The organism is Myxococcus sp. AB056, from assembly GCF_006547365.1.
Taxonomy (GTDB): domain Bacteria; phylum Myxococcota; class Myxococcia; order Myxococcales; family Myxococcaceae; genus Myxococcus; species Myxococcus virescens.
The window spans coordinates 114801-140257 of record NZ_VHLB01000012.1; the positions used below are offsets into that span (position 1 = coordinate 114801).

At 69.6% G+C, this 25457-nt stretch carries 14 protein-coding genes; 4 read left to right on the forward strand and 10 right to left on the reverse strand.

All coding sequences use genetic code 11. From position 1 onward, the window contains the following. Position 1: 1 nt before the first annotated feature. Positions 2 to 1492, reverse strand: coding sequence for a serine/threonine-protein kinase (locus FMP39_RS08320; RefSeq protein ID WP_141589422.1), 1491 nt, complete (start codon positions 1490 to 1492; stop codon positions 2 to 4). Positions 1493 to 1890: 398 nt separating this feature from the next. Here FMP39_RS08320 and trxA point away from each other — a divergent pair, with 398 nt between their 5' ends. Together trxA and FMP39_RS08330 are read left to right on the forward strand one after the other, a co-directional pair. Then, positions 1891 to 4188, forward strand: coding sequence for a thioredoxin (gene trxA / locus FMP39_RS08325; protein WP_141589423.1), 2298 nt, complete (start codon positions 1891 to 1893; stop codon positions 4186 to 4188). 2 nt (positions 4189 to 4190) lie between these two features. Then, the gene (locus tag FMP39_RS08330; RefSeq protein WP_141589424.1) at positions 4191 to 5582 is read left to right on the forward strand and encodes an FHA domain-containing protein; all 1392 of its coding nucleotides are present in this window, start codon (positions 4191 to 4193) and stop codon (positions 5580 to 5582) included. A gap of 92 nt (positions 5583 to 5674) precedes the next feature. Here the strand turns inward: FMP39_RS08330 and FMP39_RS08335 are convergent, their stop codons facing one another. Both FMP39_RS08335 and FMP39_RS08340 read right to left on the reverse strand, forming a co-directional pair. After that, positions 5675 to 8695: a DEAD/DEAH box helicase gene (locus tag FMP39_RS08335; RefSeq protein ID WP_141589425.1), complete on the reverse strand. Its 3021-nt coding sequence runs from the start codon at positions 8693 to 8695 to the stop codon at positions 5675 to 5677. A gap of 96 nt (positions 8696 to 8791) precedes the next feature. Continuing rightward, positions 8792 to 10453 carry a hypothetical protein gene (locus FMP39_RS08340; protein ID WP_228557798.1) on the reverse strand — a complete coding sequence of 554 codons (1662 nt, stop codon included), beginning with the start codon at positions 10451 to 10453 and terminating at the stop codon, positions 8792 to 8794. Positions 10454 to 10768: 315 nt separating this feature from the next. On the opposite strand from FMP39_RS08340, the gene ybaL reads away from it, so the two are divergent. Beyond that, on the forward strand, positions 10769 to 12520 hold the full coding sequence (ybaL, locus tag FMP39_RS08345; RefSeq protein ID WP_141589426.1) for a YbaL family putative K(+) efflux transporter: 1752 nt from the start codon (positions 10769 to 10771) through the stop codon (positions 12518 to 12520). A 134-nt stretch (positions 12521 to 12654) separates the two neighbouring features. On the opposite strand, the gene FMP39_RS08350 is transcribed toward ybaL, so the two are convergent. The 7 genes from FMP39_RS08350 to FMP39_RS08380 all read right to left on the reverse strand — a co-directional run bounded on the left by FMP39_RS08350 (position 12655) and on the right by FMP39_RS08380 (position 24031). Beyond that, the gene (locus FMP39_RS08350; RefSeq protein WP_141589427.1) at positions 12655 to 16122 is read right to left on the reverse strand and encodes a methylmalonyl-CoA mutase family protein; all 3468 of its coding nucleotides are present in this window, start codon (positions 16120 to 16122) and stop codon (positions 12655 to 12657) included. A gap of 76 nt (positions 16123 to 16198) precedes the next feature. Continuing rightward, complete coding sequence (meaB, locus tag FMP39_RS08355) at positions 16199 to 17182, reverse strand: methylmalonyl Co-A mutase-associated GTPase MeaB (RefSeq protein ID WP_141589428.1); 984 nt, start codon at positions 17180 to 17182, stop codon at positions 16199 to 16201. Continuing rightward, positions 17179 to 19371, reverse strand: a complete 2193-nt coding sequence (gene scpA, locus FMP39_RS08360; RefSeq protein WP_141589429.1) for a methylmalonyl-CoA mutase — start codon at positions 19369 to 19371, stop codon at positions 17179 to 17181. The genes meaB and scpA overlap by 4 nt, the downstream gene beginning before the upstream one ends. Next, a complete protein-coding gene (locus FMP39_RS08365; protein ID WP_141589430.1) occupies positions 19371 to 21260 on the reverse strand; it encodes a methylmalonyl-CoA mutase family protein in 1890 nt (629 codons plus the stop codon). Before FMP39_RS08365 ends, scpA begins: the two co-directional genes overlap by 1 nt. A gap of 80 nt (positions 21261 to 21340) precedes the next feature. Next, complete coding sequence (locus tag FMP39_RS08370; RefSeq protein ID WP_141589431.1) at positions 21341 to 22108, reverse strand: RNase H family protein; 768 nt, start codon at positions 22106 to 22108, stop codon at positions 21341 to 21343. A gap of 55 nt (positions 22109 to 22163) precedes the next feature. Then, a complete protein-coding gene (locus tag FMP39_RS08375) occupies positions 22164 to 22805 on the reverse strand; it encodes a DsbA family protein (RefSeq protein WP_141589432.1) in 642 nt (213 codons plus the stop codon). Positions 22806 to 22957: 152 nt separating this feature from the next. After that, positions 22958 to 24031: a nitronate monooxygenase family protein gene (locus tag FMP39_RS08380; RefSeq protein WP_141589433.1), complete on the reverse strand. Its 1074-nt coding sequence runs from the start codon at positions 24029 to 24031 to the stop codon at positions 22958 to 22960. 194 nt (positions 24032 to 24225) lie between these two features. Between FMP39_RS08380 and FMP39_RS08385 the strand changes: the two genes are divergently transcribed. Continuing rightward, a partial coding sequence (locus FMP39_RS08385) for an ABC transporter permease (protein ID WP_228557799.1) occupies positions 24226 to 25457 on the forward strand: 1232 nt, incomplete at its 3' end.

Sequence of the window (25457 nt, forward strand, 5' to 3'; positions counted from 1 at the left end):
ATTACTCCCGCCTGAGCGTGACCGTGGCGGCGCCGGCGATGGCTTCGCGTGGCTTGCCCAGGGAGAGCCCCCGGAGCGCCTTGTTGATGCACTGGGCGAGCGGGATGAGCTGGGGCGGGTGCATGCGTGCTCCGAGGACGATGCCCTCGGGGGAGTAGACCACGGCGTAGGTGTCCTGACGGCATGCGGCGTCCTCGCCGTTCCGCGCGTAGCAGCTATCGAGCGCGGGCAGGCGCCCTTCAATGGACTCGGCGACCCAGCCGTCCGTGTACCCGCGGGGCGCGGGCGCGGCGGTGCCGTTCTCCGTCAGGCGGGGCAGCTCGATGACTCGGAGGCGGGCGGGCTCCTCCGTGGGCGTCATCCCAGAGGCCGTCAAGACGAGCCCTCCCGTTGCGGCGAGGCCCACTGCCAGCGCGCTGGCGACCATGAGGAGGGTCTGCAGGCGGGAGCGCGTGCGCGGCGGGGGGACGTGTTCCGCCGCGACGAGGACGGGCTGCGGGCCGGAGCTCGTGTGCGGCGTGGCGGCGTGTTCCACCGCGACAGGCGTTGAGGGCACCGGTGCTGTGTTCGCGGGCTCCGGGGACGCGGCGCTTGCGACTTCAGGCTGAGGGGCCGAACGGGCCGCCACGGAGGCGGCGTGAATCCAGGGCTCGAGCGCCTGGGCCAGCTCGTGGGCGTCCGCGTAGCGCGTGGCCGGGTCCTTCTCCAGCGTGCGCGCCACCACCTGGGAGAAACCGTCCGGCACGTCCGTGCGCACGCCGCTGAGCGGAGCAGGCACCTGGTGCATGACGGCGGAGAGCAGGGCCACGTTGTCCGCCACGTCGATGGGCCGCTGTCCCGTCACCATCTGGTACAGGCAGGCGCCCAGCGAGTAGATGTCCGCGCGTCCGTCGACAGGGCGGCAGCGGATTTGCTCCGGGGCCATGTACGACGGCGTGCCGACCCAGGCACCAGACTCCGTGCCCAGCGCCGTGGCGTCGTCTTCATGCATGAGTCGCGCGACACCGAAGTCCAGCAGCTTCACGTGGAGGGCTTCGGTCCCCGAGTCGACCAGGAAGATGTTGTCGGGCTTGATGTCGCGGTGGACGACGCCGGCGTGATGCGCCGCCACCAGCGCGGTCGCCAACTGATGGGCAATGGCCGCCGCGCGTCCCACGGGCAGGGGGCCTTCCTTCTTCAGCAGCGACTTCAGCGTCTGGCCCTTCAGCAACTCCATCACCAGGAACGGCGGTTCATCGGGTGCGTCGTGAAAGTCCATCACCTCGACGATGTTCGGATGCTTCACGCCCGCGGTGGCCTGGGCCTCGCGGCGGAAGCGTGCGTGCACGGCCGGCTCGCCGAGGAGGTGCTGCCGGAGCACCTTGACGGCCACGGTTCGCCCTACGTCCAGTTGCTCCGCCTCGTAGACGGTGCCCATCCCCCCCACGCCAATCCGCTGGCGCAGTCGATACTTCTGCCCCAGCACTGTTCCAACCAAGGATGAGCGACTCATGACGCAACGTGTATACCCGAGCCTGATGAAGAACGTTGGCGGCGATCCGCCCGATGACGGATGCAGCCGCCGTTGAATTCGCGGAAGGCCCTTCGCTCAGCGACCTACCGGTATTGTAATTGTTTCAGGAGTTTCGCGGGGCTGATTCACCCGGGGTCGTGGTGACCTCTTCCAGGTGGTCTACTGGCGGTGTCCCGCGCTTCGGGCGGCTCACGCCGGAGTTCGCGGGCACGTTCTTCTCAAGGTTTGGGCTTTTTCGCTTTCTGAGACGGGATTCGCGTGTGGATTCCCGAGCTTGGCGGTGTTCGAGCGTCGCGTATGCCGTTCGTGAACTGCACCGTTGACGTGAGGGCCCTCGCTCATTTCTATCGTCCCACGCATCTCGCGAGGGAGTCGCCGTGGCAGGACAGACCGTTGAGTTGACCCAGGAGAACTTCGAGCGCGTCACCCAGGAGGCCGGGGTGTGCGTGGTGGACTTCTGGGCGGAGTGGTGTGGTCCCTGCCGCGCCTTCGCGCCGACCTTCGAGGCCGCCGCGAAGGAATTCCCGAACATCACCTTCGGCAAGCTCGATACGGAGGCGCAGGAAGAGGTCTCCGGCCGGATGGAGATTCGCTCCATTCCCACGCTGGTGGCCTTCAAGGACGGCGTCGAGGTCCGGCGCGCCTCGGGCGCGATGTCGGCCTCGGCGTTCGCGGCCTGGCTGAGCAAGCTGGACTCCGTGGACCTGGCCGTCGAGCAGCAGCGGGCGGCGAACCGCAAGCTGACGGAGGAGGGGACGCCACCGCCTGGCATTCCGCCCCACGCGGAATGGGACGCCGGAGACGAGGAGTGGTGCTTCGGCGACACCGACGAGGAGGGGGAGAAGCACGGCCCCTGGAAGTACTGGCGCGCCGATGGAACCCTTTGCAACGAGTGCATCTTCGTCCACGGCAAGCCACACGGCCCCTTCAAGCGCTTCCATGAGAGCGGGGAGGTGTCCCAGGATGGCGCGTTCGAGCAGGGCCACCTGCACGGCCCGCGCACCTGGTACGCGTCCGACCAATTCACCACCGAGCGGATGCATGAGAACGGCGTCAGCGAGAAGGTCCGCCGCACGGTGATGGTCTACGCGAACGGCCGCGTGACGCAGGTGCTGCACTACAACGGCGCCGGTGAACGCGTGGTGCCCTCCACCGGAGAGCCGTACCCCACACGGCCCGCGAACCTCCCCGAGAAGGCTGAGTACCGAGAGGACCAGGACCAGTGGGCGTCCGTGTCGCTCAACGCGAAGGCCGAGCGGCACGGGCTGTGCCGATTCTGGGACCGGGAGGGACAGCTCCTCTGGGAGAGCGAATTCCACGAAGGCAGCCGGCATGGCCGCTATTACTCCCGCGCCGTGGACGAGTACGCGGACCCTCGGGTGCGGTTCGACGAAGGGGAGATGGAGGACGACTTCGCGTGCGGCACGTGGAAGCTGCTGGATGCGGACGGCAACGCCGTCGTCACCCGGGACCTGGGCGTTGTCCAGGACCACGAGGCGTTGGATGCCTCGGAGGTGTTCTCGAACCTTCCGAGGAGCGCCGCGGAATGGCGTGCGTTCGCCGAGCAGGCTCGGGCGGACCGGCGATACCGGGAGGCGCTGCTGGCCATGGCGCGGGCGAGCGCCGTGTCGCTGGATGCGGGCCCGCTGAAGGCATGGCTGGAGTCGCTCACCCTGCCTCGAACGGAGGCGAGTGCTCGCGAGAATGCCGAAGGCGTGATGAACAGCGCGGGCCATGAGCGGGCGGCGTTGGCGGATGCGATGATGCGTGGCGCGGAGGCCGCGATGTTGCTTCGGGGCTTCGCGGTGCTTCACGACCAGCAGGACCGGCCCCGGGCGGCGTTGGACTTCATCCTGGCCGCGATGCTGCTCGCACCGGAGCGCTCGGCGTACCTGTTCACCCGGAGCCTCATCCTGGCGAACCTGGGGCTGGGCGAGCAGATGCAGAAGGACGCGGAGGCGCTGGCGCCGTCGGAGCCGGATTCGTGGCAGTTCCTCTCGGCTTACGGGCGGGTGCTGTTTCCGCGCTTCGAATTCTGGCCGGGACGTGAGCCCGCGCACTGCACGTTCGATGAGGTCCCCGACGGGCCCACGAAGGCGCTGGACGCGGTGCAGGCCGTGGTCCGCAAGTACGCCACTCGACTCCAGTTGCTGCGCGCGGAGATTCTCTCCCGCTTCAAGCCCGGCACGAACGTGCCCTGGCTGCCGCCCGATGTGTCGTCCCTGCTGCCGGACGGGCCCGTCGAGCTGGAGCAGACGGAGGTCGAGGACGCGGATGGTGACTCGGTGGATGTCGACGAGACGCTGTCCACGAAGGGGATGGGGATTCCGGCCTTGTCCCGTGCGGCCCGTGGGGACTGGAGCGCGCTGACCTGGCTCTTGTGGGCGTGCGGGGAGGATTCGATTCGGATGCCGGATGCGCTGACGCCTCCGGCCGACTTCGGTCAGGCGGCGGGACAGGCCACGCAGCGGCTGTGGCAGTGCCGCAACCGGCGAGCCCGTGGCCGCATCGACCCGGACCTGCCAACGTTCGATTTCGAAGGGGTTGCCCTCCAGGAGCTGCATCCCAATCTGGCGGGGATTGCCGAAGAGCAGTACGCGGAGACGCAGGCGATGTTCTTCTGGCTGACCGACGCGAACCACGTGTCTCCGTGGCAGGCCAATCTGAGGGGGTAGTCATGAAGCGGATTCGTCAGACGATTGAAGTCTCCGAGCCCCTGTGGCGGGCGCTGGAATTGATGAGCCGCGACATGGGCGTGGACCGGGATGCGCTGGTGGCGCAGGCCCTGTTCCAACTCGCGCGCCAGAATGGCTACGTGTCCCCCACCGTGGTGTCGCTGGGCGGGGAGGCGCAGGTGGCCGGTGGGGCCGTGACAGCTGCGGAGCCCGTGGTCCAGGCCGCTGCACCCGTGACGGCTGCGGAGCCCGTGGTCCAGACCGCTGCACCCGTGGCGGCGTCGAGCGTGGTCGCGCCTCCGGTCCCCGAATCGGTGGCAGTAGCTGTGCAGCAGCCCGTCAATCCTGGGGCCGGCGCGCAGGAGTCGGTGTCTGCCGCGGCAGGGGGGGCGGATACGGCGGCTCCGGCTGCCCCGGCCGTGGGCGCCTTCTCGGCGGACGACGCGACGGAGGAGCCCGCGACGGAACCTTCTGGCGTCACCTCGGTGCCATTGTCCGGGGCGCAGGTGAATTCCACTGAACTGGTGCTCGCGCGAATGCAGGAGATTCTCGCGGAGGTCGAGGCATCCGTGCAGCCGTCGGAGGGGCTGGCCGCGCAATCAGACGACGCTGACGATGAGGATTCCGACGACTCCGATGACGAGGAGTCTGACGACGCTGACGATGAGGATTCCGACGACTCCGATGACGAGGAGTCTGACGACGCTGACGATGAGGATTCCGACGATTCGTCGGATGAGGACTCGGAAGACGATGCGTCCGATGAGGATGCCGCGGAGGACGACTCGGACGAGGCGTCCGCCGAAGACTCAGACAACTCGGAGTTCGAAGAAGCTGCGTCGGACGATGAGGCCGAGGTACCGGCGGGCAGCGGCGTGAAGGGGGATGTGTCCAGTGACGACATTGCCGCGGAGCTTGCGGCACTGGGCATCGGGGATGAGCCCTCGGAGCCTGCCAAGGCGGAGGCACCCGTCGCGACGCCGATTGCGGCACGTCCACTGGTGGCGCGTCCTGTGCCGAAGATCCGGCCACCTGACGAAGCCGCGACGATTCTGGAGGACCAGTCGGCGGAGACGACCAACATCGTGAAGGCTCCCGCGCCGCTGGAGGTCTTCGTCCAGTGGGCGCAAGGCGCGCCGGTGGCCGTCTCCACGGAGCGCTTCACGATTGGCCGGGGCCCCCGTTGCGGCCTCGTCGTGAAGTCGGAGCGTGTCTCGCGCGAGCACGCCGTCGTGACGCGGGTGGGGGACGAGGTCTTCATCGAGGACCTCAACTCCTCGAACGGAACCTGGTTCAACAACGAGCGAATCACACGGCAGCAGGTCTCGGACGGTGACGAGTACATGCTCGGCACGGAGGCCGTGTCCTTCACGATGCGTCCCGCGGGCGGTTGAACACGAGGGGGCGATAACGGTGTCGGGCTTGCCGACACGGTTGGAGAAGGTCGCGCCCCCGATGGATGCCGGCATCCGGGGAGCTGCGGCGGCTACTCGAGGAGTTGCATCAGGTCCGCACGCGTAAGCGCGGTGGCTCCGGAGCCGCCGCCGAGCGCGGCCTCGAACAGCTCCCGCTTTTTCGCCTGGAGCGTGAGGATCTTCTCCTCGACCGTCCCCTGGGACACCAGCCGGTACACCATGACGGGCCGCTGCTGACCGATGCGGTGCGCGCGGTCCGCGGCCTGTGCTTCCACGGACGGGTTCCACCACGGGTCCACGAGGAAGACGTGGTCCGCCGCCGTGAGGTTGAGCCCCGTCGCGCCCGCCTTGAGGGAAATCAACATCACCGGTGGGCCCTTCGCGTCCTGGAAGGACGCTGCCACCGCGCCTCGGTTCGCCGTGCTGCCATCCAGGCGGATGAAGCCGATGCCCGCTTCCTGGAGCGCGGGCTCGATGAGGTCCAGCATCGACGTCCACTGTGAGAAGACGAGCGCCTTGTGCCCGTCCTCCACCGCCGTGCCCAGTGCCTCTACCAGGGCCTGCACCTTGGACGAGGTCTTCGCCTGCTGGCCCGGCACGAGGGCAGGGTGGCACGCGGCCTGCCGCAGCCGCAGCAGGGCCTCCAAGGCCTTCAACACGCTGCCGCCCGCCTCGAGCTGCGACACGACTTCCTCGCGCGTCGCCGCGTAGACAGCGTCGTAGACGGCGCGCTCGCGCTCCGTGAGCGTCACGTGGCGCACGGCGTCCGTCCGGGGCGGCAGCTCCGGCGCCACGTCCCGCTTGAGCCTGCGCAGGATGAAGGGCCGGATGCGCGCCCGCAGCCGCTCCGCCGCGCCCTTGTGGTTGTCCGCGACCGGCCGCACCCAGCGCTCCTCGAAGTCCTTCCGTCCGCCGAGCAGGCCCTGGTTGGTGAAGTGCATCAGGCTCCAGAGCTCCTCCAGCCGGTTCTCGATGGGCGTGCCACTCAGCGCCAGCTTGAAGTCCGCCTGCAATCCATACGCGGCTCGCGCCACCTGGCTGTCTGGATTCTTGATGGCCTGGGCCTCGTCCAGCACGACGGTGCTCCACTGCTTCGCGCCCAGGACCTCCGCGTCCAGGCGCATCAAGGCATACGTCGTCAGCGTCACGTCGGCCGACTCATCCAGCGCGCGTCCGGGGCCGTGGTACACGGAGACCTTCAGCGAGGGACGGAAGCGCTTCACCTCCGCCTCCCAGTTGGGCAGCACGCTCGTGGGCGCCACCACCAGGGTGCCCGGACCCAGCGTGCAGATGGTCTGCAGTGTCTTGCCCAGACCCATGTCGTCCGCGAGCACGCCGCCCAGCCCCGCCTGCCGGAGGAAGGTGAGCCAGCTCACGCCCTGGAGCTGATACGCGCGCAGCGTCGCCGTGAGGTCTTCCGGCAGCTGCGGCTCGGGAAGCTTCTCGAAGCCCTTCACCAGGGGCGCCAGCCGCTCCAGGCCCGGCGGGGACGGGTGCTCCAGCGCTTCACACAGGCCGGTGAGCTGCGGAATGGCGTGGTTGGCGAGCCGGCCATCCCGGCCTCGCGCGGACAGCAGGTCCGCCACGCGCTGGCCATGGGACTTCAGCCACTCCGCAGGCAGGGGCGCCCAGCCGCCACCTTCCAACGGCACCAACCCGAGCCCTTCTTCCCAGGCCCGCATGACCGCCGCCGCATCCACGGAGCGGGGTGACTCCCGGTCCTCGCCCTCCACCTGGAAGTCGAAGGAGAAGCCCACGTGCGGCACGCCCTCGGTGACGGCGCCCGTGTCCACCTTGAGCACCGGGCGCAGTTGCACGTTCGGGTTCGTCACCACCGCCGCGCCATCCCCCGTGAGGCCCCCGCGCCAGCGCCGCAGCTTGTCGGCGAGCTGGACGGCTTCCTTCCCCTGCACCGTGACGCGCCGCCCGGGGGCCATGTTCAGCTCGTCGCGGAGCTGGTGGATGAGCATCTGCTCGGCGGCCTCGTCGCGCACGGGCGCGGCGCCCTTCAGGTACACCATGCGTCCGCTGTCGATGCGCACGGTCGGCGGCGAGCCATACACCAGCGTCGGCAGCACGGAGAGGCCGGTGTCGAGCTGGTTCAGCTCCAGGGAGATGCGAGGCTTCAGCGTGCGGTCGATGGGCGGCAGCCGTTGACTTCGCACATCCACCGGCATGCGCCGCGCGATGTCGGGCAGCACCTTGCCCGTCAGGTCTCCCATCTGGTGGGGCGCGAAGGCGCGCTCCTGCGGCAGCTTCTCCAGCCACGCGCCCGTGAGGCCCTGCTCCCCCAGGGGACAGAGCGTCCCGCTGCACAGCGCGAGGCCGGGGCTCACCACCTCGGTGACGCGCGGGTCCTTCTCCACCTTGAGCACCGTGTTCTCACCGCGGTCCTCCACGGTGACGCGGGGCATGAGGGGCTCGCTCGTCACCGACACCAAGGCGCCGTCGAAGAGCACGGTGCGCGCGGGCTCCAGGACGCGCAGCAGCGCGTTGAGCCGCTCGGGTGGCAGCGCGCCCCGGGTGGGCTTCAGCAGCAGCTTGTCCGCGAGCAGGTCGCACGGCTGCGTCTGGATGCGAGCGGCCTCCACGGGATTGGTGAGCAGCGAGGCCAGGCTGCGTGCCAGCAGCCGCGCGGTGTTGTCCGGACGCACCACCAGCCGCTCCAACTGGAGCCCGCCGTCCACGCGCTTGAACCGGTACACCATGCGCTCCGGCTTCGGCGCGCCAGCCGCGGGTGCGCTGGGCCTGGTGACGGTGTTCGCACCTGGGCGCGCGGCGGGGACGGCCGGACGCTGCGCGGGGGCACGCCGCGCCGTGGCATGCTGGTGGAGAATCAGCGCCGCCGCGACCACGTGCTCGCAGGGGTCCACCCGGCCGCGGCAGTCGCACTCCCAGATGGCCTCATCCAGGTAGAGCACCGTCTTCACGGGGACGGGCCGGCTGGGCACGCGCACCCGCAGCACGGCCTCTTCCTCATCCACGGACTGCACCGAGACGGCGCCCGCGCGAGCGAGCGTCGTGCCGGCAGACCAGGTGTCCGGGCGCGCTTCCTCCCGGACGGCATCGAGCAGCTCCGCGGTCGCAGACATACGAGGCCTGCTTCCCTATCCCCATGCGGAGCCTCGTGCAACCCGGGCCTCGTTCCGGGTGCGGCGGGGTGTCAGGCGGTGTCCCTTGCCATCACATCAGGGCGCGGTCGTCGTGAGCGGAAAGTCCGCGCGCGCCCAGGCCTTCTCGAAAGCGGCGCGGGTGCGAGCCGCCTCCTCATGGCGTCCCTGCGCTTCGAGCGACTGCGTCAAGCCGAACAGGCCCCAGCCATTCTTCGGGTTGCGCCGCAGGTCCTCGCGGTAGACGGCCTCCGCTTCCTGACTGCGCCCGGCCTCCAGCAGCGCGGCGCCCTGGTAGTGGCGCACCGGATAGAACCAGTCCGCGGGCTCGGCGTAGGAGAGCCGGTCCGCGGCGTCGACGGCTTCCCGCCACAGCGTCAGGGCCTGGGGCCGGCCCTCGGCCTGGGCCACGCGGGCCTCCAACACGCGCACCGCGACGCCCAGCACGTCCTTCGCGGTGTTGAGGTTCGCGGCCAGGGTCGGAGGCACGGTGCGGGCCAGTTGTCGCAGCTCGGCCAGCTCCGCGCGGGCTTGTGGCAGTTGCCCCGTGGCCGCCAGCGCCATGCCGTGCGCGTGGAGCCAGAGGCCCGTCTGGACGGGGTACTTCGGGTTCGGGCGGGGCTCGGCGAGGAGGCCCTTCCAGTCCCCGAAGCGCACCATGGCGAACAGCGGCTGGGCCACGAAGAAGTCCATGCCCGGCATCATCGTGAGCAGCTCCGGCGGGAAGTGTTTCGCCGAGGCCCGGGCCGCCTCCAACGACTCCTGCTTCCGCCCCTCCATGGACGCGGAGTACGCCAGGAAGCCGAAGTTGTGGGACGTGTACATGGGGTAGAGGTGGCCGCGCGGCTTCGCCTGTTTCTGGTAGGCCAGGTCCGCCGCCGCCGCCTTCCGATTGCTTTCCGAGGCATCCGCGTAGCGGCCCACGCGCTGGTAGATGTGGGCCGGCATGTGGACGATGTGCCCCGCCTTCGGCGCCAGCGCGCCCAGCCGGTCCGCGGAAGGCTCCGCCTTCTCCGGGTTCGGCGAGGCCTCCACCGCGTGGATGTAATAGTGGTTCGCGCCCAGGTGGTGGGGGTCCCGGCTGAGCACGGACTCCAGCGTGGCGACAATCTGCTCCGTGCCAGGAGCCGGCGCCCCGTCCAGCGACCACAGCTTCCAGGGATTCTGGTCCATGAGGGCCTCGGCATGGAGCGTCTGCACGTCCAGGTCCTCCGGGTAACGCGCGGCCACGTCCGCCATGGCGCTGGCATAGGCCGCGTTGAAGGGGGCCATCTTCTCCGGTGGCAGGGCCTCCGGGCCGGGGTAGCGCTGGACGAGCGCGGTGATGAGGGCCTGCTCCACCGGCGTCGTACGGGGGGCGAGCTGCCGAGCGCGTTGGAGGGCGTCCCAGGCGGCGGGCGCACTCTCCGCCAGCATGGGCATGTTGTAGTTGGGGCCCAGCACCAGCGCGACGCCCCAGAAACACATGGCGCAGGTGGGGTCCAACTGCGCGGCTCGGGCGAACGAGCGTGCGGCCTCGTCGTGGTTGAAGCCATACGCCAGCCGCAGGCCCTGGTTGAAGAAGGCCTGGGCCTGGGGGGAGGCCGTGGTGACCTGGCGTTCGTGCGTCCCCAGCCCGTCGAGCAGTAACGCGCCGTCTGCCAGGGAATCCAGGGTCGGGGCCGAGTGCTCCGCGGCAGCGGCGGACGTGCCGGCGACCGCCAGGGCCAACATCAAGACATAGGGCAGGGGAGCACGCATGGGGGACCTCCGGGGGGATGTGCTCTTCCCTCAACCTGGGGTCGCACCGATGCACTGCCCATGGGGCGGCATGGTGCGCTGCCTGCTCGAAGTGATGCTTGGAGGGCACATCACTTTCTGCGTGCGGATGAGGGTTGGGAACAAGCCCGCGCCGTAGTAGATTCCCGCCCGGCGGAATCTCACTGCATCAGCACGAGCGTCCGCTCAAGACCACCCATGCTCGATAGGTGTTCGAGGGTTCCGCCCCCCAAGGGCCGGATTCCTCGCTGCGCCGCTTTTCCTACCCTTCCGCGTAGCGCCCAGGGAGATTCCGCCGTGCCTCACGACACCACGCTCATCGCCACCATCGCAGTTGGACTCGGACTGGCCTTCGTCGGTGGGTTCGTCGCACGCTGGCTGAAGCTGCCACCTTTGGTGGGCTATCTCCTGGCGGGCGTGGCCGTAGGGCCGTTCACGCCAGGCTTCGTCGCGGATGGGGGCCTTGCCGGTCAGCTGGCGGAGATTGGCGTCATCCTGCTGATGTTCGGCGTGGGGATTCACTTCTCCATCAAGGACCTGCTCGCCGTGCGCAATATCGCGGTGCCGGGCGCCGTCGTGCAGATTGCGGCGGCCACCGTGATGGGGACCGCGGTCTCGCACTGGTGGGGTTGGAGCCTGGGCGCGGGCCTGGTGTTCGGCCTCGCGCTGTCCACCGCCAGCACCGTGGTGCTGCTGCGCGCCTTGGAGGAGCGGGGCATCCTCGATTCGGTGAACGGCCGCATCGCGGTGGGTTGGCTGATTGTGGAGGACCTGGCGATGGTGCTCGCCCTGGTCCTCCTCCCGGCGCTGGGCAACGTCCTTGGCTCCGCCGACACGCAGACGGCCGCGACGGCGGCCGCTGGAGACAGCCTCATCTGGACCCTGGCCCTCACGCTGGGGAAGGTGTGCCTCTTCGTGGCGCTGATGGTGGTCGCCGGCACGCGGCTGGTGCCCTGGCTGCTGACCCAGGTGGCCAAGACGGGCTCCCGTGAGCTGTTCACGTTGTCGGTGCTGGCGGTGTCGCTGGGGATTGCGTTCGGGGCCGCCGCGCTCTTTGGCGTCTCCTTCGCGCTGGGCGCCTTCTTCGCGGGCGTGGTGGTCAGTGAGTCGGAGCTCAGCCACCGGGTGGCGGAGGATTCGCTGCCGCTCCAGGACGCGTTCTCGGTGCTGTTCTTCGTGTCGGTGGGAATGCTCTTCGACCCGATGGTGATGGTGAAGCAGCCGCTCGAGGTCCTCGCCGTGCTGGGCATCATCGTCCTGGGCAAGTCGCTGGCCGCCTTCTTCATCGTGTTGGCGTTCCGCTACCCGGTGAACACCGCCCTCACGGTGTCCGCGAGCCTGGCGCAGATTGGGGAGTTCTCATTCATCCTGGTGGGGCTGGGCGTCACGCTCGGGCTGCTGCCGAAGGAGGGGCAGAGCCTGGTGTTGTCGGGGGCCCTGCTGTCCATCACCCTCAACCCGCTCGTCTTCAAGACCATTGATCCGCTGCTGGCGTGGCTGCGCCGGCACCCACGGTTCGCCGCGCGCATGGACCCCGAGGAAGACGAGCTGTCCGACCTGCCCATTGGCATGGGGGATGTGCAGCTGCGCGAGCACGCGGTGTTGATTGGCTACGGGCGTGTGGGCGGCGTGATTGGCCAGAGCCTGGCGGAGCAGAAGATTCCCTTCGTGGTCGTGGAGCAGAACCGCGAGTACGTGGAGCGCCTTCGTGAGGAGGGCGTGCCCGCCATCTACGGGGACGCCGCGGTGCCCGGCATCCTGGAGCACGCGCACCTGGATACGGCGTCCATCCTCATCGTCGCCACGCCGGACGCGCTGCAGGCTCGCGCCATCGTGGAGCAGGCCAAAGGCGTGAACCCGTCCCTTCCCGCGGTGGTGCGCACGCATGGCGACGAGGAGCGGGACTATCTGGAGTCGCTGGGCGTGGACCGGGTGGTGATGGGCGAGCACGCGCTGGCGCGGAGCATGTTGGACTATGTGCTGGAGCGGCTGTCCGCACTGAAGGCCGGGCCTCTGTTGCCGGCACCCGCGGACGCCGTGGTGCCTTGAGGCCCGCGGGAACCGCGGCGCGGCTCCCACTCGAGACGGCGTCGTCGTGACATGAAAAAGGCCGAGGCGCGGCAAGCGCCTCGGCCCGTGCGTTTCATCGCCGCGTCCGCCCGGATGGGGACGCGGCGTCAGCCTTACATGTTGCGCCGGTACTGCCCGCCCACCTCGTAAAGCGCGCGGGAGAGCTGGCCGAGCGTGCAGACCTTACAGGCGTCCATCAGCGCGGCGAAGATGTTGCCGTTGTCCAGCGCCGCGCGGCGCACGGCCTCCAGGGCCTTGGGCGCCGTCGCCTCGTTCCGCTTCCAGAAGGCGTCGCGCGAGGTGATGGCGTAGTTCTTCTCCTCCGTCGTCGCGCGGATGACCTCGGGCGGCGTCACCGTCGGAGAGCCCTTGGGGTCCAGGAACGTATTCACCCCGATGATGGGCAGCGTCCCGTCGTGCTTCAGCGTCTCGTAGTAGAGGGACTCTTCCTGAATCTTGGAGCGCTGGTACATGCGCTCCATGGCGCCCAGCACGCCGCCGCGCTCGGAGATGGCGCGGAACTCCGCCAGCACCGCCGCCTCCACCAGGTCGGTCAGCTCCTCGATGATGAACGCACCCTGGCTGGGGTTTTCGTTCTTGGAGAGGCCGAACTCCTTGTTGATGACCAACTGGATGGCGAGCGCGCGGCGCACGCTCTCCTCGGTGGGCGTGGTGATGGCCTCGTCGTAGGCGTTGGTGTGCAACGAGTTGCAGTTGTCGTTGAGCGCGAGCAACGCCTGAAGCGTGGTCCGGATGTCGTTGAAGGCAATCTCCTGCGCGTGCAGGCTCCGGCCAGACGTCTGGATGTGGTACTTCAGCTTCTGCGAGCGGTCATTGCCGCCGTACTTGTCCCGGATGGCCTTGGCCCAGATGCGGCGCGCCACGCGGCCCAGCACGGCGTACTCCGGGTCCATTCCGTTCGAGAAGAAGAACGAGAGGTTGGGCGCGAAGTCGTCGATGTCCATGCCCCGCGACAGGTAGTACTCGACGAAGGTGAAGCCGTTGGCCAGCGTGAAGGCCAACTGGGAGATGGGGTTCGCCCCGGCTTCCGCGATGTGGTAGCCGGAAATCGACACCGAGTAGAAGTTCCGCACCTTCTGGTCGATGAAGTACTGCTGGATGTCGCCCATCACCCGCAGGGCGAACTCCGTGGAGAAGATGCAGGTGTTCTGCGCCTGGTCCTCCTTCAGGATGTCCGCCTGCACGGTGCCGCGCACCGACTGGAGCGTCTTCGCGCGGATGCGCTCGTAGACGTCGCGCGGGAGCACCTCGTCGCCGGACACGCCGAGCAGCAGCAGGCCCAGCCCGTCGTTGCCCAGCGGCAAGTCACCCTGGTAGCGGGGCCGCGGCAGGCCGCGCTCGCGGTAGAGAGCGTCCATCTTCTTCTCGACCTCGTCGACCTTGCCGTTCTCGCGAATCCACTTCTCGCACTGCTGGTCCACCGCGGCGTTGAGGAAGAACCCGAGCAGCATCGGCGCGGGGCCGTTGATGGTCATGGACACGGACGTGGACGGGTCCGCCAGGTCGAAGCCGGAGTAGAGCTTCTTCGCGTCGTCCACGTTGGCGATGGACACGCCCGAGTTGCCCACCTTGCCGTAGATGTCCGGCCGGTGGTCCGGGTCCTCGCCGTACAGCGTCACCGAGTCGAAGGCCGTGGACAGGCGCTTGGCAGGCAGGCCGCGTGACACGTAGTGGAAGCGCTTGTTGGTGCGCTCCGGGCCGCCCTCGCCGGCGAACATGCGCGCGGGGTCCTCGCCCTCGCGCTTGAGCGGGAAGACGCCCGCGGTGAAGGGGAAGGCGCCGGGCGCGTTCTCCCGCAGCAGCCAGGTGAGGATGTCACCCCAGTCCTCATAACGGGGGAGGGCAATCTTGGGGATGCGCAGGTGGGAGAGCGTCTCCGCGTACAGGTCCAGCTCGATGACCTTGTCGCGGACCTGGAACTGGTACTTGGACGCGGCGTAGCGGCGCTTCGTCGCGGGCCACTCAGCCAGGAGCCGGCGGCAGTCGGCGTGGAGCCGCGACTCCAAATCCTTGTACAGCTCCACCAGCTCGCTCAGGTAGGCGGGCTCGCCCTCGACGCGCTCGGTGACCTGCACCGTGTCCGAGGGGTCCTTGGGCTCGACGATTTCCAGGCGCTTCCTGCCCACGTTGGTGCGCAGCGCCTCGATGGTGCCGTGGAGCTGGTACATGCGCCGGGCGATGGCGGCCTGGGCCTTCACGAAGCCGTCATAGGACTCACAGGCCTCGACGATTTCCGCCAGGTAGCGCGTGCGCTCGGGCGGGATGATCCACTTCTTCTCGCTCATCCCCGGCGTGAGCTCGAAGCCGGACTTGAGCGGCGCGCCCGTCTTCGTGGAGATGGTGTCCATGAGCGCCCGGTAGAGCTGGTTCATCCCCGGGTCGTTGAACTGCGAGGCGATGGTGCCGTACACGGGCACCGCGTCATCGGCGGTGGTGAAGGCGTTGTGGTTGCGCTTCCACTGCTTGCGCACGTCGCGCAGCGCGTCCAGCGAACCGCGCTTGTCGAACTTGTTGATGGCGATGACGTCCGCGAAGTCGAGCATGTCGATCTTCTCGAGCTGCGTCGCCGCGCCGTACTCCGCCGTCATCACGTAGAGCGCCACGTCGGAGTGCTCGGTGATTTCGGTGTCGGACTGGCCGATGCCGGAGGTCTCCACCACGATGAGGTCGAAGCCGGCGGCCTTGCAGATTTCGATGGAGTCGCCCACGTGCTTGGACAGGGCGAGGTTGCTCTGGCGGGTGGCCATCGAGCGCATGTACACGCGCGGATTGTCGATGGCGTTCATCCGGATGCGGTCGCCCAGGAGCGCGCCGCCGGACTTGCGCTTGGACGGGTCCACGGACAGCACGGCGAGCGTCTTGTCCGGGAAGTCCGCCAGGAAGCGGCGCACCAGCTCATCCACGAGGCTGGACTTGCCCGCTCCGCCGGTGCCGGTGATGCCCAGGATGGGCACGCGCGGGCCCTTGGCCTGGATATGCGACATGGCCTCGCGCAGGGCCGCGCCCTGGGACGCGAAGTTCTCCGCGATGGTGATGAGCGGGGCAATCCGGGACGGCTCGCGCATCGAGGGCGCGTCGAGCAGGGGCGCGAAGTCCGCCGGCCGCTTTTCGAAGTCGCACTGGGAGATGAGGTCGTCAATCATCCCCTGAAGGCCCATGGCCCGCCCATCGTCCGGCGAGTAGATGCGCGTGACGCCGTAGCGGTGGAGCTCTTCAATCTCCGACGGGAGGATGGTGCCGCCACCGCCGCCGAAGACCTTGATGTTGGCCTTCCGCTCGCGCAGCAGGTCAATCATGTACTTGAAGAACTCGACGTGACCGCCCTGGTAGGACGTGATGGCGATGCCCTGCACGTCCTCCTGGATGGCGCAGTCGACAATCTCAGCCACCGAGCGGTTGTGCCCCAGGTGGATGATTTCCGCGCCCGAGGACTGCATGAGGCGGCGCATCACGTTGATGGCGGCGTCATGCCCGTCGAACAGGGAGGCGGCCGTCACGATGCGGACGTGGAAACGAGGCTTGTAGGGCTGGGGAACGGGTGTCTGCTGGACGTTTCGCACGGCGCGTACAGTAAGAGCGCCGTTTGTGTCGAGGCAAGGGATTGGAGCGTGACTGACCGCTCCTCGACGCGGGCTGTCAGGCCCTCGTTTCAGGGAGGAACGCGCCCAGCACCCGCAGTGCGGCCGACGTCGGTGTCGCACGCCCTTCGCGCACGTCCGCCTCCAGCGTGGGCACCAGTGTGGACACCTCGGGGTGCGCACGCAGGGCCGCTCGGAGGCCGTCCTGCACCATGGACCACATCCACTGCACCTGCTGCGCCTTGCGGCGGCGCTCCATCGCGCCCGAGGCCGTGCTCCGCCCGAGCTGCGTCTCGACGGATGTCCACAGCTTCTCGATGCCGGTGCCCTCCAGGGCACTGCAGGTGGTGATTTCCGGCTCGGCGCCCGGCCGCATCAGGTGCAACGCGGCGCGTAGCTCGGAGCGGGCCCTTTCGGCGCGCGGCTTGTTGTCGCCGTCCGCCTTGTTGATGGCGAGCATGTCCGCCACCTCGAGGATGCCGCGCTTGATGCCCTGCAGTTCGTCCCCGGCGCCCGCCAGCATGAGCACCAGGTAGAAGTCCACCAGGTCGGCCACCACCGTCTCCGACTGGCCCACGCCCACCGTCTCCACCAGCACCACGTCGAAGCCCGCCGCCTCGCACAGGAGCAGCGTCTCGCGCGTCTTGCGTGCCACGCCGCCCAGCGTGCCGCTGGAGGGGCTGGGGCGGATGTACGCGGCTTCCTCGCGCGACAGCCGCGCCATGCGCGTCTTGTCACCCAGGATGCTGCCGCCGGACACGGTGCTGGACGGGTCGATGGCCAGCACCGCCACGCGCTTGCCGGCCTTCACCAGGTGCATGCCCAGCGCGTCGATGAAGGTGCTCTTGCCCACGCCCGGCACGCCGCTGATGCCCACGCGCCGGCTGCCGCCCGTGGAGGGGAGCAGCCGCGTGAGGACCTCCTGGGCGAGCGCGGCGTGGCACGGCAGTTCGCTCTCCACCAGGGTGATGGTGCGCGCGAGCATGGCGCGGTCGCCCGCGCGCACGCCGTCCACATACGCGTCCGCGGACAGCAGCTTCACGCCTCTTCCTCCAGCGACGCGGCCAGCTTGTCGAGCAGCTCGATGGCCGCCTTGGAGATGACCGTGCCGGGGCCGAAGATGGCCGCGGCGCCCGCGGCGCGAAGCGCGTCGTAGTCCTGGGCGGGGATGACGCCGCCCACGACGACCATGATGTCCTCACGGCCCAGCGCCTTGAGGGCCTGCTTGAGCTGCGGCACCAGCGTCAGGTGGCCGGCGGCGAGCGAGCTGGCGCCCACGACGTGCACGTCGTTCTCCACCGCTTGCCGCGCGGACTCCTCGGGCGTCTGGAACAGGGGGCCGATGTCCACGTCGAAGCCCAGGTCCGCGAACGCGGTGGCGATGACCTTCTGGCCGCGGTCATGCCCGTCCTGCCCCATCTTCGCGATGAGGATGCGCGGCCGGCGGCCGAAGCGCGCGAGGAACGCGTCCGCCTTCTCGCGCGCATCGATGATTCCCTGGGCGTCCTTGCCCGCTTCGCTGGAATACACACCCGTCACGCTGCGCACCGTGGCCTCGTAGCGCCCGAACACCTTCTCGAGCGCGTCGCTGATTTCGCCCACCGTCGCCTTGGCGCGGGCCGCGTCGATGGCCAGCGCCAGCAGGTTGCCCTCGCCGCGCCGTCCCGCCTCGGTGAGCGCGTCCAGCTTGCGGCGGACGTCCTCCGCGTTGCGCTCGGCGCGCAGCTCGCGCAGCCGGGCAATCTGCGCCTCGCGTACCGCCGAGTTGTCCACCTTGAGAATCTCGATGGAGTCCTCGCGCTCGGGCGGGTACTTGTTCACGCCGATGATGGCCTGGCGGCCGGAGTCGATGCGCGCCTGGGTGCGCGCCGCCGCCTCCTCGATGCGCAGCTTGGGCAGGCCGGCCTCGATGGCCTTCGTCATGCCACCCAGCGCCTCGACCTCCTGGATGTGGGCCCACGCCTTGTGCGCCAGTTCGTGCGTGAGGCGCTCCACGTAGTAGCTGCCACCCCACGGGTCGATGACGCGCGTGGTGCCGCTCTCCAACTGGAGATAGAGCTGGGTGTTGCGGGCGATGCGCGCGCTGAAGTCGGTGGGCAGCGCGATGGCCTCGTCCAGCGAGTTGGTGTGCAGGCTCTGCGTGTGGCCCTGGGTGGCGGCCATGGCCTCCACGCAGGTGCGCACGACATTGTTGAAGACGTCCTGCGCGGTGAGGCTCCAGCCAGACGTCTGGCTGTGGGTGCGCAGCGCCAGGCTCTTGTCCGTCTTCGGGGAGAAGCCCTTGATGAGCTTCGCCCAGAGCAGGCGGGCGGCGCGCATCTTGGCCACTTCCATGAAGAAGTTCATGCCAATGGCCCAGAAGAAGGACAGGCGCGGCGCGAAGGCGTCCACGCTCAGTCCCGCCGCGAGCCCGGCGCGCACGTACTCCACGCCATCCGCCAGCGTGTAGCCCAGCTCCAGGTCCTGCGTCGCCCCGGCTTCCTGCATGTGGTAGCCGCTGATGCTGATGCTGTTGAAGCGAGGCATCTTCTCCGCCGTGAAGCGGAAGATGTCGCCGATGATGCGCATCGACGGAGCGGGCGGGTAGATGTACGTGTTGCGGACCATGAACTCCTTGAGGATGTCGTTCTGGATGGTCCCGCTGAGCTGCTCGGGGCGCACGCCCTGCTCCTCGGCGGCGACCACGTAGAGCGCCAGCACCGGGAGCACGGCCCCGTTCATCGTCATGGACACGCTCATCTGGTCGAGCGGAATCCGGTCGAACAGGATGCGCATGTCCTTGATGGAGTCGATGGCCACGCCCGCCATGCCCACGTCACCCGCCACGCGGGGATGGTCGCTGTCGTAGCCCCGGTGCGTCGCGAGGTCGAAGGCGATGGACAGGCCCTTCTGCCCCGCCGCGAGGTTGCGGCGGTAGAAGGCATTGGAGGCCTCGGCCGTGGAGAAGCCGGCGTACTGCCGCACCGTCCACGGCTGCTGCACGTACATGGTGGAGTAGGGGCCGCGCACGAAGGGCGGCAGGCCCGGCAGCGAGCCCAGATGCTCCACGCCCTCCATGTCCTCGCGCGTGTACACCGGCTTGACGGGGATGCCCTCGGGCGTGTCCCAGCGCTCGGCGTCGCGCGTGGCCTCGCCGGCCTGACGCAGTTGCTGGTCGCGCGTGGGCGCGGCGGAGTGCGTTTCGGGGGCGTCGAAGTCGATGCCCGAGAAGTCCGGTACGTGGGGGCGCATCAGGCCACTCCGAGCTGCTGGTGCAGTGAGGACAGGAGCGCGAACAGGTCCGCTCCCGCGTAGAAGAAGACGTCCACGCCGGCCGCGCGGAAGGCGACCTCATGGTCACCGGGCCGGCCCGCCACGGCCACCGCGCGCGCGCCCTTCGACTTCAGCGCCGCCGTCAGCGCGGGCACCCATTCTGGATACAGCGCGTCCGGCCCGGAGATGACGGCGAGCGGCGCGCCTGATGCCTGGAAGCGGGCCACCGCGTCCGCGATGTCCGCGAAGCCATGCTGGTCCGCCGGCTCGATACCGCCCGCGGCCAGGACGTTGGCCGTCCATGTGGAGCGGGTGGTGTGCTCGGCCACCGTGCCCAGGCTGGCCAGGAAGGCCTTGGGGCGCGCACCGTGCGCGGCGAGGTAGCGGTCGCTCGCGTCGCGCAGCGCCTCGAAGGGCTCGGCCACGCGCGCCGGGCGAAGCGGCAGGGGGCCCGACGTCGCGGGCGCCGTGGACGCCTCGGCGCGGGACGCCCGCTGAACGGGCGTTTCGCCCAGGTGGGGGAACTCACTCACGCCGACAATGGGCAGGCGTCGGGTGCGCACGGCCTTGTCACGCGCCGCGCGCGTCTCCGCGAGCACGCGGGCCACGTCGCCGCTCGTGAGCGCTTGCGCCATGCCGCCCAGCGCCTCGATGCGCCGCAGCTCGGTCCACGCCGCGCGGGCGATGTCCTGCGTGAGCTGCTCCAGGTAGTAGCTGCCACCCGCGGGGTCGGCGACGCGGTTGAGGCTCGACTCGTCGCGCAGGATGAGCTGCGTATTGCGCGCCAGCCGGCGGGCGGACGCGTCGGGCGTGCCCAGGGCTTCGTCGAACGGCGAGGTGCTGACGCTGTCCGCGCCACCGACGACGGCGGCGAAGGACTCCGCGGTGGCGCGGAGGATGTTCACCCACGGGTCCCGCTGCGTCTTCGTGGTGCTCGCGGTGCGCGCGTGCAGCACCATGGCCTGGGCCTCCGGTGAGCCGCCACACGCCGCCACGGCCTTGGACCACAAGAGCCTCGCCGCGCGCAGCCGAGCAATCTCCGGGAAGAACTGTCCCCCCACGGACATGGCGAACTGAACGGAGCGCGCCGCGACGTCGGGGGAGACGCCCGCGCGCTCCAGTCCGCGCAGGTACGCCACGCCCGTGGCGATGGCCCAGGCCAGCTCGTGCACCGATGTGGCACCCGCGTCCGCGTAGGCGCGCGTGGACACGAGCAGCACCCGGAGGCCGGGCGCGGCTTCACGCAGCGAGGTGACCAGGGGCGCGGCCTGGGACAGCGTCGCGTCCAGCCCCATGGGCAGCGAGCCCGCGCGGGCCAGGATGCCGAGCGGATCCACGCCGAGGCTGCCCTTCAGCGCCGCGCGGGACACGCCCGTCTGCTCCGCGACGTGGAGCAGGTGCTGGGCGGCGGCCAGCGGGTCGGACTCGGGCTCCAGGTGGACGGGCGTCGTGTCCAGTGGCGCATGGGCGAGCAGCCGCCGCAGCGCCTCGGCATCCGGTACGCGAACGCCGTGCGTGTCGCCCAGGTGGAGCCACACGCCCCAGCCGCCCCGCTCCAGGTCCGTGCGGATGGCCTCGGCGGCCTGCGTCACGTCCGGCTCGCTGTACTCCTGGCACACCACCCATCCACCCTCGGTGAGGCCCAGGGCCTGGGTGCCGCGCACGTAGGGGGCCACGCCGGGCGGCTCGGGCGGCGCGACGGCGGCGTCCTGCTGCGTGTAGAGCGGCTGGAGCGACAGGCCGCCTTCCAGCTGTGACTGGAGCGCGGTGAAGGGCTTGCCCTTCAGGTCCTTGTCCACGAGCCGGCGCCAGTCTTCCACCGACGGGGCCGGGAACTCCGAGGCGATATGGAGAGGCTCTTGAGCCATGCTGCGTCCTCGCGGGATGGGAGTGGCACCGACCCATAGGCGCAATGGACCGGCGGGGCAATGGGCTTGGAGGGGCTGCCTCAGTCTTCCGACGGGACGTCCTGGCCCTTGAAGCCCCAGTCCTCCAGCACTTTGGCTTCATCCAACGCGTTCTTTGTCTTCTTGAAGCGGGCGCCGGACACACCTTTTACCCGGCGCTCACACGCGGCCCAGGAGGCGTGGCGCTTCACGGAGCTGCCCACCTGGCTCAGGTAGGAGTACGCCTTGGCCGCGGCCTCCCGCTGTTCCCTGGGCTTCTCTGGAGGCAGTGACATGTCCTCCGGCAGGTCGTGCACCGCCACGCCGTAGCCGTGGAGCGGGCCGGTGTAGAGCCTCGCGTCACGCCCCTTGGAATAGGCCACGGCGATGGCGTCCACGCGCTCGTTACCGGGAACGCCCACGTGGCCCCGGATGTAGAACCACGCCACGGCGGCCGCCTCGGCGGCATGGTTCTCCTTGCGCTGCGCCAAGAGCGCCATCAGCCGTTTCCAATAGATGGCATTGGCGACCTCGCCGCCCTCGGCCGTCTTCCACCCGCGCCGGCTCCAGCCGAACGCCCACTTGGTGGCGCCCTGAATCACATACGTGGAGTCCGTGTGGATGTGGATGGGGCCCGGCGCGCGCTCCAGGTGGCGCAGGGCCTTGCCCACGGCCGTCAGCTCCATCCGGTTGTTGGTGGTCTCCGGCTCGTGGCCGCCCAGCTCCGTCACCAGCCCGTCGGGTGTGACGATGATGCTCCCCCAGCCACCCGGGCCAGGGTTTCCTGAACAGGCGCCATCAGCGAAGACAAGGGTCGGGCGGTGCTCCATGTCGGCACCCTATTCGGCGCGAAGTGCTCCCGCCAGGACGGCGGTGGCCGCGCGCTCAGTGCACGGCACTCAGGGAGGGGCCCGGCCGGACGCGCGCGAAGGCGGCGCGAACGGCCTCTTCCGGCTGAGCGCCGTTCAGCAGGAGCACGGGCCCATTGCCCGAGAGCCGCATGGCCGGGACGCCGCGGATGCCCAGCCGTTGGGCCTCCTCCTCGTCGGCGAGCACGCGCGCGGTGTACCGGCCCGCCTCCAATGCGCGTGTCATGGACTCGCGGTCCATGCCTGCGTCCTCCGCCAGCGCCCCCAGCACGCGCAGGTCCCCGATGTCCCGGCAGTCCGCGAAGAAGGCGCGGAAGAGGGCCTCATGGAACGGGGAGAAGGCGCCGGCGTCCTTGGCGAACTCGGCGGCTTCGAGCGCCAGCCGGCTCTTCGGTTGCACTGGCGGGGGCTTCATCGTCAGGCCCCGCTGCTCGGCCAACGGGTAGACGGAGCGGGCCCAGGCCGACCGCGGGGGCTCACTCACCGGGGCGAGCGGCCGCTCGGGCACCGGATGCAGCTCGAACGCGCGCCAGTGGATGTCGAGCGCCGAGCCCAGCCGGGCATGTAACTGCTCGAGGACGGGAAGCTCGAGGTAGCAGAAGGGGCAGACGTAATCGCTCCAGACGTCGAGGCGGACCGGCGTGTCCGATTGGGTCATGGGCGAGGCTCCTTGAAGGCCCCCGCAGGGGACGTCTCCTCACGTTGGCCATCCCCGTGCGGGCACGAGAGTCAGTGGCGCCGGTCCTCCTGGACTCCAGCCGGGCGTGCGGGCCGTTGCCGCGCGCTCGGAAGGATGGAGGGTGCGCCGCGTCACGAGGCCGAGAGTTCCTTGATGAGGGATTCCATCAGGGCGGGCACGGTCCGGTGCCGCAGGTTGGGCGTGGCCTGTCCTGCCCAGAGCGACACGAGGTCCGTGCGGCCCGCCTTGACGGCCGCGGGCTTGAGCTTCGACAGGAACCAGCCCTGGATGGGGAAGGGCGCGAGCGCTGACTGCTGATGGGCCACTTCCTCTGTCCAACGATTGCGCATGCCTCGCGCCAGCCGGCCCGTGAAGGACCTCGTCAAGGTGGTGTGCTTCGCGCGGTCGCTGAAGAGCAGCTCGCGGTGGGCGTCCGTCGTCCCCGATTCCTCGCAGGCAAGGAACGCCGTTCCCAGTTGCGCGGCCTGGGCACCCAGGGTGAGCGCGGCGCGAATGCCTCGGCCATCCGCGATGCCGCCCGCCGCGATGACGGGCACCTTCACGCGGTCGGCGACGAGCGGCGTGAGGGCCAGCGTCCCCATCAGCGAGTCCTCGGCGCGCGCGAGGAAGGAAGGACGGTGTCCGCCCGCCTCGAAGCCCGTGGCCACGATGAGGTCGACGCCCGCCGCGTCCAGGGCCTCGGCTTCGGCCAGCGTGGTGGCCGCGCCGGAGGTGAGGATGCCCTTGCGCCGACACTCCGCCAGGACCGAGGCGGGGGGCACGCCGAACACGAAGCTGAAGATGGGGGGACGGGCTTCGAGAAGCGCCTCGACCTGGTCCTCGAAGCGGTGGTGGAAGCGCTCGGGCATGGCGGGCTTCTCCACGCCGAGCTCGCGGTAGTACGGCTCGAAGAGGCGGTAGATGCGGTCGAAATCCTCAGGGCTGAGTGCGTCTCCGCCCGCGTCATGGTCGGAGACCCAGAGGTTCAGCGCGAAGGGCTTGTCCGTCAGCGCCCGAATCCGGTCCGCCACGCGGCCAAGCTCCTCGGGCGGGAGCTGATACGCCCCATACGAGCCCAGCCCTCCGAGATTCGACACCGCCGCCGCGAGTCGTTCGGTGGAGAGCCCGCCTCCGAAGGGGCCCTGGATGATGGGGTGTTGAATGCCCAGCTTCTGGAGGGCTTCGTTCGTTCGGTGCGGGCTCATCGCGGCTCCTTCGGTCGGGAATGGCGGAGGGATAACCGCGGCCGCTGGACGGAGTGGGAGAAACGACACGCGGAAGCGCGCGGGATGTCCGGATGCGGGACTCCGATTCCCATTCCCGTGCAACCGGGCTTCTCGCTTCGTCCAGATGGCCTGTACGCCGGGTGTGGCACGCGGCATGCTCGGGCGTCCTGGACATGACGATGACCCTTGGCCAGGACCTCCGCTTCGCGTTGCGCCGGCTTCGTGGCAGTCCCACCTTCACGCTGGTCGCGGTGGTCACGCTCGCGCTTGGGATTGGCGCCAACGTCTCCATCTTCAGCGTGGTGAATGCCGTGTTGCTGCGGCCGCTGCCCATGCACGACGACGCCCGTCTGGTGCGCGTGTACAGCCTGAGGACGCAGGGGCCGGGGCCCACCTCCGTGCTGGACTTCATGGACCTGCGGGACCAGAGCCGCACGTTGAAGGGCCTGTCCGCGGTGGCGCCCGTGGCGATGACGCTGGCGGCGGACAGCGCGGACACCTCGCCGGAGAAGGTGCAGGCGGGGATGGTGACGGGCGACTTCTTCCCGATGCTGGGCGCTCGCGTGGAGTTGGGGCGCGCGCTTCATCCCGATGACGTCCAGCCCGGCGCTCCGAAGGTGGCGGTGATTTCCCATGCGCTGTGGCAGCGGCGCTTCGGTGGGAGCGCCGCCGTGCTGGGGCGCTCGGTGGACCTGGGTGCTCCGGAGCCGTGGACGGTGGTGGGGGTGATGGCGCCGGGCTTCGACTTCCCCGCACGGTCGGAGCTGTGGAGCCCGCTGCTCTGGGAAGAGGGCATGACGAAGCCCGAGGGGCGCGGGGCGCACTGGCTGGAGGTGTACGGCCGGCTGGGCCCGGACGTGGCGCTGGAGTCCGCGCGCACCGAGCTCTCCGCCATCGCCCACCGTCTCGCGGAGCAGTACCCCCAGACGAACGAGGGCAAGGATGCGCACGTGGAGCCGCTGCGCGACGTGCTGGTGGGCAACGTCCGTCCGTCGCTCCTGTTCATGCTGGGCGCGGTCGGCTTGGTGTTGCTCATCGCGTGCGCGAACCTCACGCACCTGCTCCTGGCGCGGGCAGCCTCGCGTGAGGGGGAAGTCTCCGTGCGCATCGCCCTGGGCGCGAGCCGTGGCCGCATCGCGCGCGAGCTGTTGGTGGAGTGCGGCGTGCTCGCGGGGCTGGGCGCGGCCGTGGGGCTGCTGGTGGCGATGTGGGCGCTGGATGCGCTGGCCACGTGGGGGCCTCGGGACATTCCCCGCATCGAAGAGGTGTCGCTGGATGGCCCGGTGCTGGCCTTCACCGCGGGACTGGCTGTGCTGACCACACTGCTGTTCGGGCTGGTGCCCGCGCTCCAGGCGGGGCGGCTGGACCTGGTTCGTGGGTTGAAGCGGGTGGTGGGCGGCGGGGG